Below are 13,823 nucleotides of genomic sequence, written 5' to 3'. Positions count from 1 at the left end.
ATCAGGTGTTATACGAAACGCCCCAAGCCAACGACCTCGCGCACGCGCTCCATGAGGGGTTGCGCCTCGGCGCGTGCCTTTTCGGCGCCCTGCTTGAGCACGCTCTCGATATGCCCGGGATCTTCAAGCAGGGCGTTATACCGCTCGCGGGGTTCACGCAGGTGTGCGTTGAGGTATTCGAAGACCCGGTCCTTGGCCTCGCCCCAGCCGATGCCGTTCTCGTAGTCAATCCGCATGGTGGCGGTCTCTTCTGCAGAGGCAAACGCCGAGAAGATCTGGAACAGCGTGCAGCTATCGGGATCCTTAGGCTCGCCGGGCTCCAGGGAGTTGGTCTTGATCTTGCGCACCAGCTTCTGGAGCTTTTTTTCCGAGACGAACAGCGGGATGGTGTTGTTGTAGCTCTTGGACATCTTACGGCCGTCGAGCCCATTGAGTACTTCGACCTTGTCGTCGACTACCGCCTCGGGCAGCGTGAAATACTGGCCCTTGTAGAGATGGTTGAAACGCCCGCCCATGTCGCGCGCCATCTCGATATGCTGGATCTGGTCGCGCCCCACTGGCACTTTATTGGCATTGAACATCAGGATGTCCGCCGCCATCAGCACCGGATAGCCGAACAGCCCCATGCTCACGCCCTTATCCATATCCTGATGACCGAGCTCTTCGTTCTCGGCCACCGCCGCCTTGTAGGCATGGGCACGGTTCATCAGCCCCTTGGCACAGATGCAGGACAGCATCCAGGTCAGCTCGGGGATCTCGGGAATGTCCGACTGGCGGTAGAAAACGGCGTTGTCGGTATCCAGACCCAGCGCAAGCCAAGTGGCGGCGATTTCCAGGCGCGATTGCTGCACGCGCTTAGGATCCTGACACTTGATCAACGCATGCAGGTCAGCGAGGAAATAGAAGGAGTCCACATCGGGACGCTGGCTGGCCTCGATGGCCGGTTTGATGGCCCCGACATAGTTGCCGAGATGCGGGGTACCGGTGGTGGTAATGCCGGTCAGAACGCGTGTCTTGGTCATGAAATTGGGCTGATCGCAACGAAATATGAGAATCCGCCCAGTGTACAACGACGTCCCGGCCAAGGCGACCGGGCCCAGCCGGAACGTCGTGGTCCATCGCTATGCCATCAGGCTCTTGGGGTCGACCGCATCCAGGCCAAATGCCCGGGCTACCGCCGAATGCGTGATGTGACCGGCATGCACGTTGAGCCCCTCGAGGAAGTGAGGATCCTCCGCCAGGGCGCCTTGCCACCCTTTGTCGGCCAATGCCAGCACGAACGGCAAGGTGGCATTGGTCAACGCTTGGGTGGAGGTGCGCGCCACGGCGCCCGGCATGTTGGCGACGCAGTAGTGCACCACACCATCCACGACATAGGTAGGATCGGCATGGGTCGTCGCGCGACTCGTCTCGAAGCAGCCGCCCTGATCGATGGCCACGTCCACCAGCACACTACCCGGACGCATATCACCAAGCATCTTGCGGGTGATCAATTTGGGCGCCTGCGCACCTGGCACTAGCACCGCTCCGACGACGATATCCGACTCGCGGGCCGCCGTTTCCAAGGCATCCGCCGTCGAGTACACGGTATTCAAACGCCCTTGATAGCGATGGTCGAGCACTTCCAGCCGCTCCAGCGACTTGTCGAGCACGGTGACATCCGCACCCAGCCCCAGCGCCATGCGCGCGGCGTTCTCCCCGACCACGCCACCGCCAATCACGGTGACCTTGGCCGGCGGCACACCGGGCACCCCGGGAATCAGAATACCAGCACCGCCTTGCGCCTTTTCCAGGCTATGCGCACCGGCCTGGATGGCCATGCGGCCGGCGACGCGACTCATCGGTGCCAAAAGCGGCAAACCGCCTTCTTCGTCGGTGATCGTCTCGTAAGCGATGCAGGTAGCTTCGCTGTCCATCAGCCCCCGTGTCAGCGACTCCTCGGCGGCCAAATGCAGGTAGGTAAAAAGCGTATGGCTCGGCTTGAGGCGCTTGACCTCCTCCGGCTGTGGCTCCTTCACCTTGACGATCAACTCGGCGTTGTCCCAGAGCGCGTCAAGATCTTGCTCGATACGCGCCCCTGACGCCTCATACTCCGCATCAGGGAAGCCGGCCCCTTCGCCTGCCGATGCCTGTACTGCCACGCGATGCCCGCGTACCACAAGCTCGCGCACCACACTTGGCGTCAAGGCGACACGATACTCATGATTCTTGATTTCCTTGGGTATGGCGATCTTCATGGCGCCTCCACTTCCGCGAATGTCTACAAAATAGGCTCAACAACTATTCATTACAGCACACGCACAGGAATCGGAGGGAGGGAGAAGACAAAACGGGATGACGTGCTATAAAGCAACGCTTTTATAGAAAACTTTACGCTTTCAGCACCTATGACCGGACGATTTACGCCGGCCATACCATACATACCCTGATCGCCTCAGACGGGGCGTGCCTGGCCACACTGCCAGCAGGTATCGAAGACGCCTTCCAGCCATTCACCACAAGCAGGGCAACGCCAGTTCGGGCAATCTTCGACGGGGCCATTGAGGGCCTCATCAACCAATGCCTCGGCGCGTTGACGATGCCCCACCGGTACCCAAACCTCCGGTTCGCATTCACCGGGCGGCAGTTCACCGGCGCCACCACCAAGCGTCATGTTGCGCAGCACGGGCACCAACCCGGCGCTGGCCAGCACGTTGTGCACGTGATTGACCAGCAACGCGTTGGGATGGCGAAAGACGAGAACGCTATCCAACGTCATGCTCAGTTGCGGAAAACCCGCACCCCCATTGCCTTGAGGTAAGCGGTTTCGGGAATCGCGGGATGCACGGGATGATCCGGCCCCTGGTGGCCTTGATAGATGACCTGCCCGTGACGGTCCTGATGGCGCACCGCACCTCGCACGCACTCCATCAATCGCTCTGGCGCCAAGTGCATCGAGCACGACGCCGAGAGCAGCATACCGTCGCGCCCCAGTAGCCGAATCGCCTCACGATTGAGCCGCGAATAGGCGCGCTCACCGTTGGGGATGTCCTTGCGCTTCTTGATGAAAGCCGGCGGGTCGAGCACGATCACATCGAACTGCTCGCCTTCCGCCTTGAGGGCTGCCAATGCCTCAAAGGCCTCGCCCTCCCCGACGGCCACTTGTTCGGCCAGGCCGTTGAGTGCGGCGTTCTCGGCCACACGCTCCAAGGCCTGGGCGGAGCTGTCCACGCACAGCACCTCGCTAGCGCCATGCGCGGCCGCCTGAACACCCCAGCCACCGACATAGCTGAACACGTCCAGCACGCGCTTGCCGGCGACCAGGCCATTGAGCCATGCCCGGTTGGCGCGGTGATCAAAGAACCAACCGGTTTTCTGGCCATCCAGCACCGGCACCACGAAGCGCACGCCGTTTTCCTCGAGCAGCACTTGGTCAGGCAACTCCCCGTAGGCCACCTCGACCTCGTCACCGAGCTTTTCCTGGCGGCGCCCGGAGGAATCGTTCTTGAACACGATGGCGCGCGGCGCTAGCACCTTCTCGAGCGCGGCGACAATCTCGTCACGCAACCGGTCCATGCCCACGGTATTGAGTTGCACGACCAACACGTCATCGAAACGATCAACGATGAGTCCCGGTAATAGATCGCCCTCGCCATACACCAGGCGATAGAACGGCTTGGCGAACATCCGTTCGCGCAGGCTCAACGCCTGTTTGAAGCGGTGGACAAATAGTGAACGATCAAGACGCACATCGACGTCCCGCGAGACGATACGCGCGCAGATCAGTGAGTGCGGATTGACGTAAGCGATGCCCATCGGCTTGCCATTGGCGGCCTCGATGACCGCCTGGGCGCCCTGCTCGAAATCCTTCAGCGGCGTGGTCGCGATGTCGATCTCATTGGAATAGAGCCATAAATGGCCCGCCTTGAGACGACGATCGGCGTTTTTCTTGAGGCGTAGACGTTCGGTCACGGAAAACCTCTTGGCAAAGATATCGCGCGGCGCGAAGCGCTCAGCGCTGACAGTGGGGACAAAAAACGCTGGCCCGCTGCCCCAGCGTAGCCAAGCGTAGAAGCTCGCCGCAACGCCGGCAGGGCGCTTCTTGCCGCCCATAAACGTTGAGGCGCTGAGCGAAATAACCGGGCTCGCCGGTGCCGCTGACGAAGTCGCGAAGCGTCGTGCCGCCCTGCGTGATCGCTGCCGCCAGCACCTCGCGTGCCGCCTCGGCCAGGCGCTCATAGCGCTCGCGAGAGATCCGTCCCGCCGCACGCCGAGGGTCGATCCCAGCCAGGAACAACGCTTCGCTGGCGTAGATATTGCCAACCCCCACCACCACGGTGTTATCCATCAGAAACGGCTTGACGGCAATGCGCCGCTTGCGTGAAAGCCGATAGAGGCGATCGCCGTCGAAATCCGGCGACAACGGCTCGGGGCCCAGACGCGCCAAACGCGAGTCATCGAGAGGCGAGCCCTGCAGCCAATCGACGAAGCCGAAACGCCGAGGGTCGTGATAACGCAAGATCGCGCCATCCTCCACGACCAGATCGACATGATCGTGTTTTCTGGGCATATCGCCGAGACGCGCCACGCGCAGGCTACCGGACATTCCCAGATGCCATAACAAGGTACGCGTGCCGACGGGCATGAGCAGATACTTGGCTCGCCGTCCTAACGTACCAACTCGTTGACCGACGAGCATATCCGCCAGATCGTCCGGCACCGGGGTGCGCAGGCGCGGCTGACGCACGATGACCTCGCGAATCTCGCGCCCCTCTATATAGGGCGCAATACCACGACGCGTCGTTTCGACTTCGGGGAGTTCGGGCATACTGGCCTCCCGCCACCTTTCTTGCTGGCATAAAAAAACCCGGAGCGACCCGGGTTTTTCTGACAGGTGAACGTCACCTGAGGCGAAGGAGGGCCAAAATCACTTGATCTTGGCTTCCTTGTACATCACGTGCTTGCGGACGACCGGGTCGAATTTTTTCATTTCGAGCTTGTCCGGTGTGTTCCGCTTGTTCTTGTCGGTGGTGTAGAAATGGCCGGTTCCGGCGCTGGACACCATCTTGATCTTGTCACGCATGACTCGTTACTCCCTGTTTGGACGCGCTGTTTAGACGCGATCACCACGCTTGCGGATATCGCTGAGCACTTCTTCAATGCCCTTCTTGTCGATGATGCGCATGCCCTTGGAGGAAACGCGCAGCTTGACGAAGCGCTTTTCGGCTTCCACCCAGAAACGATGGGTGTGCAAGTTCGGCAAGAAGCGACGACGTGTTCTCCGCTGGGAGTGAGAAACATTGTTACCAGTCACCGGGCGCTTGCCGGTAACCTGACATACTTGGGACATGGAAGCCTCCAACCACTGGCGAGTTGTTCAAAACCTGTCGGGCAAACCGGGAATGGCAGGCTACCGCCTTCTGCCCTGATTCAAAGGGCGTACTTTATACCAGACGTCAAGCCTTGCCGCAAGCTCGCGGAGGCTCGACGGACGGCCAGCCTGGCATCGCGGACACGGCCTCAAAGCCATCCGCGTTCGGCAAACGATATTACCTCACCATCGCCGACGACGAAATGATCCAGCACACGGATATCGAACAGCCCCAACGCCTCCTTGAGCCGCTGGGTGATTCGACGATCGGCGTCGCTCGGCTCGGCCACGCCCGAGGGGTGGTTATGAGCAAAGATCAACGCCCCGGCATTGAGCGCCAGCGCCCGGCGCGACACCTCACGCGGGTAGACAGATGCACTGTCGAGCGTGCCTTCCGAGAGCGTCTCGAAGCGAATCACGCGGTGCTGCGTATCCAGAAACAATGCCGCGAACGCCTCATGGGGCAAGTGACGCAACTGCGAGGTCAAGAACTGACGCACCAAGGCCGGCGAGGTCAGGGCACCGCCACGTTCCAGCAAGCTCCCCAAGTGCCGCCGAGAAAGTTCCAGCGAGGCCTGAAGCTGCACATACTTGGCCTCGCCCAAACCATGCTCCGCGCAAAAGTGCGCCTGATCGGCCTCCAACAACGGCCGCAGCCCTCCGAAAGCGACCAGCAGGTCACGTGCAAGGTCCACCGCCGAACGCCCCTTCACGCCCACACGTAGAAAAATCGCCAGCAACTCGGCATCCGACAGCACCGGCGCCCCCAGAGTGAGCAACTTTTCACGCGGGCGTTCGCCTTCCGGCCAATCGCGTATTCCCATCGCCAGTTCCCCTCAGATTGCGGATGTCACGGCATACCCAGACACAATATCAGTAATATCTCATTAAAGAGCAATATCGCACACCGATCACCCCCAACCAAAGTTGCATCGCATGATTATCTAACCTTACTACCATACTAGTCAGACAACGAAACGAGGCAGGATCTTCACATGACGCCATCGCTGCTCGCGCTCTGGGACGAACAACCCGACGGTAATGTCCGTCAACGCCTCTATGCGGTCCTGCGCCAATCGATCATTCGCATGACGTTGGCGCCCGGCCAGGCACTGTCGGAGAAAGAAATCGCCGAGACCTTCGCGGTCAGCCGGCAACCCGTACGTGAAGCTTTTATTCGACTCTCGGAGTCGGGTCTGATCGAGGTACGTCCCCAGCGCGGTACTTACGTCGTGCACATTTCTCAAGCCGATGTCATGGAGGCACGTTTCGTGCGCGAAGCCATCGAGATCGCGGTCGCACGAGACGCCGCCGAACAAGGGCTCGCTCCAGTGGTACGCGATGAACTTCATGAACTCATCGACCGCCAGCAACGCTGCATCGAGACACAGGACCATGACCGTTTCTACCGTCTCGACGAAGCATTCCACCGTACCCTCGCGCTAGAGACCGGACACGACGCCGCTTGGCGCGTGACACAAGAGGTCAAGGCACAACTCGACCGCGTGCGCTACCTGAGCGTGCCGGACGCCACGCCGATCAAGAAACTGATCGATCAGCACACCCACATTCTCGAAAGCATCATTGCGCGCGACCCCGAGGCTGCTGAAAAGGCCGTGAGGGAACACCTACGCGAAATACTCAGCTCGCTACCGGACCTGGTCGAACGCTTTCCCGAACTCTTCACGTCCACCTCGACGGGGGGTCGTCGAACCTCGCTGCTTTCTGGAGCCAGTGCATGAAGATTCAAGACGCCTATACCATCGTCACCTGCCCCGGGCGCAACTTCGTGACGCTCAAGATCGTCACCGAGTCCGGCACCTACGGCATCGGCGATGCCACCCTGAACGGCCGCGAGATGGCGGTGGCGGCCTATCTCGACGAACACGTCGTGCCGACATTGATCGGCCGCGACGCCAGCCGCATCGAAGATACCTGGCAGTATCTATATCGCGGTGCCTACTGGCGGCGTGGCCCAGTGACCATGACCGCCATTGCCGCCGTCGACATGGCACTATGGGACATCAAGGCCAAGGCCGCGGGCATGCCGCTTTATCAGTTACTCGGCGGCAAAAGCCGTGAGCGCGTAATGACCTACGCCCACTGCACCGGCCAGGAAATCGATGACTGCCTCGAGGAAGTCGCCCGTCATGTCGAGATGGGTTATCGCGCAGTGCGCGTCCAGGCCGGCGTGCCAGGGATCGAGACCACCTACGGCGTGGCCAAGAACCCCGGCGAGCGCTACGAGCCGGCCGACTCCTCACTGCCTGCCGAACACGTCTGGAGCACCGAAAAGTACCTTAACCATGCGCCCAAGCTGTTCGCCGCAGTACGCGAGCGCTTCGGCGACGAGCTGCACGTCTTGCACGACGTCCACCACCGGCTGACGCCGATCGAAGCCGCACGGCTGGGCAAGGCGGTAGAGCCTTACCACCTGTTCTGGTTGGAAGACTGCGTGCCGGCCGAGAACCAGGAGAGCCTGCGCCTGATCCGCGAACACACCACCACGCCGCTGGCGATCGGTGAGGTGTTCAACTCGATCCACGACTGCCGCGAGATGATCCAGAACCAGTGGATCGACTACATCCGCATGCCGCTGACCCACGGCGGCGGCATCACCGCGATGCGCCGCGTCGCCGATCTGGCTGCGCTTTATCATGTGCGCACCGGTTTCCACGGCCCTACCGACCTGTCGCCGGTATGTCTGGGTGCGGCGATTCACTTCGACACCTGGGTACCCAATTTCGGCATTCAGGAACACATGCCCCACGACCCACTCACCGATGAGGTCTTTCCCCACGACTATCGCTTCGAGGATGGCCATTTCCTGGTGGGCGAATCTCCGGGACACGGTGTCGATATCGACGAGGAGCTCGCGGCCAAGTACCCCTACAAACGCGCCAGCCTGCCGGTCAACCGTCTTGAAGACGGCACGCTCTGGCACTGGTAATCCCGTTTCCCTTTCATAGAGCGGAGTCCGTCATGAAAGCCTTTGAGGTTCGCGCCCCTCACGATTTCAGCATCGTTGACATCGATGCCCCTCAAGCCGCCGCTGGCGAAGTGAGCGTCGGCGTCGCCTTCGCCGGTATCTGCGGCTCGGATATGCACATCATTCACGGCGACAACGCCTTCGTGCGCTTCCCGCGGATCACCGGCCATGAGTTCGCCGGCGTCGTCGAAGCAGTAGGCAAAGGCGTCGAAAACGTTTCGGTGGGTGACCGAGTATGCATCGACCCGGTCATCAACTGTGGCGAATGCTACCCGTGCCGTATCGGTCGGCCCAACGTCTGCAGCGCCATGCAGGTGATCGGCGTGCACCGCAACGGCGGCTTCGCCAACCAAGTCAGCGTTCCCGCCGCTAACGCTCATCGGCTGCCCGAGAACATCGCTCTCGATCAGGCCGCGCTGGTCGAGCCCTACACCATCGCGGCCAACGTGCTGGAGCGCATGCAGCCTCACGACGGCGATGCCCTGTTGATCCTCGGCGCCGGCGTCATCGGCCTGACGATCCTCCAGGTCGCTCGAGCCCAAGGGCTCACTGACATCACCGTTTGCGACGTCATCGACGACCGGTTGGACGTCGCCCGCTCACTGGGCGCCAGCCACACGGTGAACGGTCAGCGGGAAGATCTCGAAGCCGTGATGGCCGAGCGCACTAGCGGCGAGGGCGTGCCGTTGATCGCCGATGCCGCCTGCGTACCGGCGCTGTTCCCTCAGCTCGCACGGATCGCCTCGCCGGCCGGACGTATTGGCTTACTGGGTTTCAACACGACGCCCAGCGACCTGGTCCAGCTCGAGGTGATCAAGAAGGAGCTGACGATCGTCGGCTCACGACTCAACAATCGCAAGTTCCCCGAAGTAATCGAGATGCTCGCCAGCGGGCGGCTCGATGCCACGGCGCTGGTCAGCCACCGGCTGCCCTTCGCCGAGATGGGTGAAGCGATCCACATGATCGACCATCACCCGGAACGCGTGTGCAAGGTACTCATCGAACTCGATGCCTGAAGCGTTAAGCGATTCGATCCCTCGCACGCGCCAACGATCGACTGCAAACCACTACTCAACGCTCAACAACAACAGCCATCAACAGAGTCAGGAGTGAACGTCATGCTCAAACAGCTACTCGCCAGCGCCGTCATCGGCTCAAGCATACTCGCCGCCCCGTTCGCCACAGCCGCGGATTACACCCTCAAGTTCGGCCACCTGGCCAACGAAGAAAACATCTGGAACAAAGCCGCCGAGCGCTTCAAGAAAGTCGTCGAAGAGGAATCCGACGGCCGCATCGACGTACAGATATTTCCCAACGAGCAGTTGGGCACCGAGATGGAAGTCATCAACAGCATTCAACTCGGCACCGCTGATATGACCATCACCGGGGAAAGCTTGCAGAACTGGGCCCCCAAGGCGGCGATGATGGCCGTGCCCTACGCCTTCCGCGATTCCGAACATCTACGCAAGGCGGTCGAGGGCGATATCGGCAAGCAGATCGAACAACAGATCGAGGAGAAAGCCGGCCTGGTACCGATCGCTTGGTTCGAACGTGGGCCGAGGGAACTGACCTCGAACCGGCCAATCAAGAAGCCTTCCGACCTCAACGGTCTGCGCCTGCGCGTTCCCAACGTGCCGCTGTTCGTCGACACCTGGCAGGCACTCGGCGCCAAACCCACGCCAATGGCCTTCAGCGAGGTGTTCACATCGCTGCAGCAGGGCACCATCGATGCCCAGGAGAACCCGCTTTCGCTGATCGAGAGCGCCAGCTTCAACGAGGTTCAGGACTACGTAAACATGACCGATCACGTGCGTAGCTGGATCTACGTGGTGATTGGCAAGAACAAACTCGAGTCAATGCCGGAGGACCTGCAAGAGGTAGTCCTCGATGCGGCTCAGCAGATGCAGTCCTATGAGGCGAAGCTCTTCAGCGAGGACCAGAAGCGTCTGCGTAATGCGCTCGAAGAAGCCGGCATGGAGTTCGTCGAAGTCGATCAAAAAGCCTTCGCCGACGAGGCCGAACCGGCTGTCAAAGCGTCGCTCAACGACGAACAACAAAAGCTCTATGAGGCGATCCAGGATCTCTGATCGGGCACATCCCCCACGCCGGGGCTGGGCATGACGGCCCCGGCACTCTGCCGACTCGCCGAGGAACATTCCTGATGAGCGATTCCGATTCCATATCGAGCGATCCGCTGCACGACATCGCCGTGATCCCACCCCTCGGCGGTATCTGGGGGCGGTTGGTCAGCGGGTTCGACCGCCTGTTTGCCCTACTCGCATCGCTGGCACTGCTAGCCATCGCCGCCGTGGTGATCCTGCAAATCGTCTCCCGAGTGGCGCTGCCTAGCTCCCCGGCCTGGACCGAGGAGCTGTCGCGCTACCTATTCATCTACATGGTGGCGCTGTCGTCCGGCCTCGTCCTTCGCCGCAACCGCCACGTCAACGTCGAACTTTTCCAGCATCTGCTGGGCCGGCGCAGCCAGTTGGTCTACCGAGCACTATGTTGTTTGGTCGTGGGTGTCTTCTCCGCGTGGATGATCCCCTACGCCATGCAATTCGCGCAGGTGGGGGCCTTCCAGACCTCGCCGACTCTCGAGGTTCACATGCACTATATCTTCTTCTCGACCGTCGCCCTGTTCGGCTTATCCGCCCTGTATGCGGCGATCGGCCTGATCGAGGCCAGCGTGGCCATTGCTCGCAGCGGATCGACCCATACCGGGGAGACGCCGTAATGGAAGTCGCTGTCCTGTTCTGCGTATTTCTGGTCCTGCTGCTAGTGGGTATCCCTATTGCCTTCTCGCTGGGCATCGCTTCGCTTTCTTACCTACTGCTATCGGACATCTCACTGACCATCGTCCCGCAGCGCATGTACGGGGGGATCGACACCTTCGTGCTGCTATGCATTCCCGGTTTCGTGCTTGCCGGCAACCTGATGAATGTCGGCAACATCACCGATCACATCGTGCGTTTCGCGAACGCCCTGATGGGGCATATCCGCGGTGGACTGGGGCTCGCCAACGTGGGTGGTTCGATGATCTTCGGCGGCATCTCCGGTACCGCCGTGGCCGATGCGGCAAGCATCGGTTCAGTGATGATCCCCGGCATGTCCCGCGCCGGCTACGACAAGCCCTTCGCCGCCGCAGTGACCGCCGCCTCGTCGACAGTGGGGCCGATCATTCCCCCCAGCGTGCCGATGATCATCGCCGGCTCGCTATCCGGCGTTTCGGTCGGCCGGATGTTTCTGGCCGGCGCCATTCCGGGCTTGTTGCTGGGTCTGGCGATGATGATCACCGTGTACATCCTGGCCGTGAAGCGCGGCTACCCGCGCGAGAAGCGTTCGACCTTCAAGGAACTGATCAAGGAAGGACGCAGTGCATTCTGGGCACTGATGATGACCTTCATCATTCTCTACGGCATCATCGGCGGCTTCTTTACGCCCACCGAGGCGTCCATCGTCGCCAGCCTGTACGCCTTGGTGATCGGCATGTTCGTCTATAAGGGCATCACCTGGCGCAACCTGCCGCAGATCGTCGTCGATACGGTACTGACCTCCGGCTCGCTGATGCTGCTGGTGGGCTTGGCCAACCTGTTCGGCTGGATTCTCACCAGCCAGCAGATCCCACAGATGATCGCCGACCAGATCCTAGGCTTTAGCGCGAATCCCATCGTAGTCATCCTGATACTCAACCTGATCCTGCTGGTGGTCGGCACCTTCATGGAGACCATCGCCGCACTGATCATTCTGTTCCCCGCGCTACTGGGAGTAGCCACCGGCGTGGGCATGGACCCCGTGCATTTCGGCCTGATGGCGGTGCTTAACCTGATGATCGGACTGACCACACCACCCCTCGGGGTCTGCCTTTTCGTTGTCTCGGGTATCGGCAAGCTGCCGATGCTGCGTGTGGCTCGAGCCATCGTGCCGTTTCTTATCTGCAACCTGGTGGTGCTGCTACTGGTGTCCTATGTGCCGGCCCTTTCGCTGTGGCTGCCCAACCTGCTGATGGGAGACTGATCGACCATGACCCCGACATCGATACCCAGCACGCACGCGCCGGCCCCGGTGGGCATCGTCCATCTCGGCCTGGGCGCCTTTCACCGCGCCCACCAGGCGGTCTATCTGGAGCGTAACCTGGCCCGCCATGATGGCGGCCCGTGGGGTATCGCCAGCGCCAACCTGCGTTCCAACCGCCAGCTCGTCGAACTGATGCGCGAACGCGATCAGCGCTATCACGTCGCCGAATACACCGACAGCGACACCCTGACCCTGCGCGAGATCGCGGCGATCCGTGAGACGCTCTATGCCGGCCCCGGCGGCGAAGATCTCGAGGCCCTGCTGGCCCGCATGAGCGAACCAGGCGTGCGTATCGTCACGCTAACCGTGACCGAGAAAGGCTACCACCTCGACCCGGCGGACGGACGGCTGCTGCTCGACGCCGAGCCGATTCGCCACGACATCACCAATCCCACGCAACCGCGGACCGCACCAGGCATGCTGGTCGAAGCGCTAGCTCGGCGATTCACGGCCGGCACCCCAGCGTTCACGGTGCTGTGCTGCGACAACATGCCCGATAATGGCAAGCGCACTCGCCGCGTAGTGGTCGAGCTGGCCCGTCGGCGCGACGAGAAGCTCGCCGAATGGATCGCCGATGCCGTGGCCTTTCCCTCGAGCATGGTCGACCGCATCGTCCCGGCGATGAGCGAGGCCGAGTTCGAGCGCCTACGCACACTCGGTATCGACGACCCCGCCGCAGTGGCCTGCGAGTCTTTCAGCCAATGGGTGATCGAAGACGACTTCCCGCAGGGTCGCCCCGACTGGCAGCACGACGGCGTGCAGATGGTCGCCGATGTCGCGCCCTTCGAGGCCATGAAGCTACGTATGCTCAACGGCAGCCATTCGCTGCTCGCCTATCTCGGCGTGCTGGCGGGCATCGAGACAGTGGCAGAAGCCGTCGATCGTCCGGAATTCGCCGCCCTGCTGCGCGGCTACATGCGCCGCGAAGCCGCACCGACGTTGGCCATGCCGGCAGACATCGACCTCGAGGCCTACGCCGATCGTCTGATCGCTCGCTTTGCCAACGATAGCCTGCATCATCGCCTGCAACAGATCGCCATGGATGGATCTCAGAAGCTCCCCCAACGCTGGCACGCCGGAGCGCAGGTACGGCTCGAGGTCGGGGGCGAGATCGCTTGCACGGCGCTCGGCGTAGCGGCCTGGATCCGCTATACCGCTGGCAACAATCTGGCAGGCGAGAGCCACCCGGTCGACGACCCAATGGCCGAAATCTTCGCCGCGTTGCATGCCAACCACGACAAGCCCGAGCCACTGATCGCCGCCTTTCTCGCCCTCGACAGCGTTTTTCCAAGCGAGCTGGCCGACGACGCGCGCTTCTCTCGCGCGGTGCTCGACGCCTACCACACGCTGAACGAATGTGGCGTCGAGGAGGCCCTGACCATTCTCGACGTACCGATACGATAGGATACG

At 61.5% G+C, this 13,823-nt stretch carries 15 protein-coding genes; 7 read left to right on the top strand and 8 right to left on the bottom strand.

The genetic code is table 11. The features are described from left to right. Window positions 1-8 precede the first annotated feature (8 nt). From LUN51_RS00395 to radC, 8 genes are all read right to left on the bottom strand, one after another. A complete protein-coding gene (locus LUN51_RS00395) occupies window positions 9-1,022 on the bottom strand; it encodes a tryptophan--tRNA ligase (protein WP_277809658.1) in 1,014 nt (337 codons plus the stop codon). A 99-nt stretch (window positions 1,023-1,121) separates the two neighbouring features. Beyond that, the gene (ald, locus tag LUN51_RS00390) at window positions 1,122-2,237 is read right to left on the bottom strand and encodes an alanine dehydrogenase (protein WP_277809657.1); all 1,116 of its coding nucleotides are present in this window, start codon (window positions 2,235-2,237) and stop codon (window positions 1,122-1,124) included. A gap of 197 nt (window positions 2,238-2,434) precedes the next feature. Beyond that, complete coding sequence (locus LUN51_RS00385) at window positions 2,435-2,758, bottom strand: DUF2007 domain-containing protein (RefSeq protein ID WP_277809656.1); 324 nt, start codon at window positions 2,756-2,758, stop codon at window positions 2,435-2,437. A gap of 2 nt (window positions 2,759-2,760) precedes the next feature. Then, entirely contained in the window at window positions 2,761-3,951 is a 1,191-nt protein-coding gene (locus LUN51_RS00380; RefSeq protein ID WP_277809655.1) for a class I SAM-dependent rRNA methyltransferase, read from the bottom strand. 40 nt (window positions 3,952-3,991) lie between these two features. Next, on the bottom strand, window positions 3,992-4,807 hold the full coding sequence (gene mutM / locus LUN51_RS00375; RefSeq protein WP_277809654.1) for a bifunctional DNA-formamidopyrimidine glycosylase/DNA-(apurinic or apyrimidinic site) lyase: 816 nt from the start codon (window positions 4,805-4,807) through the stop codon (window positions 3,992-3,994). A 99-nt stretch (window positions 4,808-4,906) separates the two neighbouring features. Continuing rightward, window positions 4,907-5,062: a 50S ribosomal protein L33 gene (gene rpmG / locus LUN51_RS00370; protein ID WP_011508261.1), complete on the bottom strand. Its 156-nt coding sequence runs from the start codon at window positions 5,060-5,062 to the stop codon at window positions 4,907-4,909. Window positions 5,063-5,092: 30 nt separating this feature from the next. Beyond that, window positions 5,093-5,329, bottom strand: coding sequence for a 50S ribosomal protein L28 (rpmB, locus tag LUN51_RS00365; RefSeq protein ID WP_040243069.1), 237 nt, complete (start codon window positions 5,327-5,329; stop codon window positions 5,093-5,095). 170 nt (window positions 5,330-5,499) lie between these two features. After that, window positions 5,500-6,174, bottom strand: a complete 675-nt coding sequence (gene radC / locus LUN51_RS00360) for a RadC family protein (protein WP_277809653.1) — start codon at window positions 6,172-6,174, stop codon at window positions 5,500-5,502. A gap of 171 nt (window positions 6,175-6,345) precedes the next feature. Here radC and LUN51_RS00355 point away from each other — a divergent pair, with 171 nt between their 5' ends. From LUN51_RS00355 to LUN51_RS00325, 7 genes are all read left to right on the top strand, one after another. Continuing rightward, on the top strand, window positions 6,346-7,092 hold the full coding sequence (locus LUN51_RS00355; protein WP_040243072.1) for a GntR family transcriptional regulator: 747 nt from the start codon (window positions 6,346-6,348) through the stop codon (window positions 7,090-7,092). Further along, entirely contained in the window at window positions 7,089-8,300 is a 1,212-nt protein-coding gene (manD, locus tag LUN51_RS00350; protein ID WP_040243073.1) for a D-mannonate dehydratase ManD, read from the top strand. Before LUN51_RS00355 ends, manD begins: the two co-directional genes overlap by 4 nt. Window positions 8,301-8,332: 32 nt before the next feature. Then, complete coding sequence (locus LUN51_RS00345) at window positions 8,333-9,355, top strand: Zn-dependent oxidoreductase (RefSeq protein WP_277809652.1); 1,023 nt, start codon at window positions 8,333-8,335, stop codon at window positions 9,353-9,355. A gap of 102 nt (window positions 9,356-9,457) precedes the next feature. Then, a complete protein-coding gene (locus LUN51_RS00340; protein WP_277809651.1) occupies window positions 9,458-10,426 on the top strand; it encodes a TRAP transporter substrate-binding protein in 969 nt (322 codons plus the stop codon). 74 nt (window positions 10,427-10,500) lie between these two features. Continuing rightward, on the top strand, window positions 10,501-11,073 hold the full coding sequence (locus LUN51_RS00335; RefSeq protein WP_277809650.1) for a TRAP transporter small permease: 573 nt from the start codon (window positions 10,501-10,503) through the stop codon (window positions 11,071-11,073). Next, window positions 11,073-12,353 carry a TRAP transporter large permease gene (locus LUN51_RS00330; RefSeq protein WP_040243079.1) on the top strand — a complete coding sequence of 427 codons (1,281 nt, stop codon included), beginning with the start codon at window positions 11,073-11,075 and terminating at the stop codon, window positions 12,351-12,353. Before LUN51_RS00335 ends, LUN51_RS00330 begins: the two co-directional genes overlap by 1 nt. Window positions 12,354-12,359: 6 nt before the next feature. After that, entirely contained in the window at window positions 12,360-13,817 is a 1,458-nt protein-coding gene (locus tag LUN51_RS00325; protein WP_277809649.1) for a mannitol dehydrogenase family protein, read from the top strand. Window positions 13,818-13,823 lie beyond the last annotated feature (6 nt).

Origin of the sequence: Chromohalobacter canadensis, from assembly GCF_029544075.1 — a bacterium.
Taxonomy (GTDB): domain Bacteria; phylum Pseudomonadota; class Gammaproteobacteria; order Pseudomonadales; family Halomonadaceae; genus Chromohalobacter; species Chromohalobacter canadensis_A.
This window is presented reverse-complemented; position numbering and strand designations above follow the sequence as displayed.

Coding starts and splice junctions, on each gene's coding strand:
- LUN51_RS00335 (WP_277809650.1), top strand. CDS start 10,501: ATGAGCGATTCCGATTCCATATCGAGCGATCCGCTGCACGACATCGCC.
- ald (WP_277809657.1), bottom strand. CDS start 2,237: ATGAAGATCGCCATACCCAAGGAAATCAAGAATCATGAGTATCGTGTC.
- LUN51_RS00395 (WP_277809658.1), bottom strand. CDS start 1,022: ATGACCAAGACACGCGTTCTGACCGGCATTACCACCACCGGTACCCCG.
- manD (WP_040243073.1), top strand. CDS start 7,089: ATGAAGATTCAAGACGCCTATACCATCGTCACCTGCCCCGGGCGCAAC.
- rpmG (WP_011508261.1), bottom strand. CDS start 5,062: ATGCGTGACAAGATCAAGATGGTGTCCAGCGCCGGAACCGGCCATTTC.
- LUN51_RS00340 (WP_277809651.1), top strand. CDS start 9,458: ATGCTCAAACAGCTACTCGCCAGCGCCGTCATCGGCTCAAGCATACTC.
- LUN51_RS00385 (WP_277809656.1), bottom strand. CDS start 2,758: ATGACGTTGGATAGCGTTCTCGTCTTTCGCCATCCCAACGCGTTGCTG.
- LUN51_RS00330 (WP_040243079.1), top strand. CDS start 11,073: ATGGAAGTCGCTGTCCTGTTCTGCGTATTTCTGGTCCTGCTGCTAGTG.
- radC (WP_277809653.1), bottom strand. CDS start 6,174: ATGGGAATACGCGATTGGCCGGAAGGCGAACGCCCGCGTGAAAAGTTG.
- LUN51_RS00355 (WP_040243072.1), top strand. CDS start 6,346: ATGACGCCATCGCTGCTCGCGCTCTGGGACGAACAACCCGACGGTAAT.
- rpmB (WP_040243069.1), bottom strand. CDS start 5,329: ATGTCCCAAGTATGTCAGGTTACCGGCAAGCGCCCGGTGACTGGTAAC.
- LUN51_RS00345 (WP_277809652.1), top strand. CDS start 8,333: ATGAAAGCCTTTGAGGTTCGCGCCCCTCACGATTTCAGCATCGTTGAC.
- mutM (WP_277809654.1), bottom strand. CDS start 4,807: ATGCCCGAACTCCCCGAAGTCGAAACGACGCGTCGTGGTATTGCGCCC.
- LUN51_RS00325 (WP_277809649.1), top strand. CDS start 12,360: ATGACCCCGACATCGATACCCAGCACGCACGCGCCGGCCCCGGTGGGC.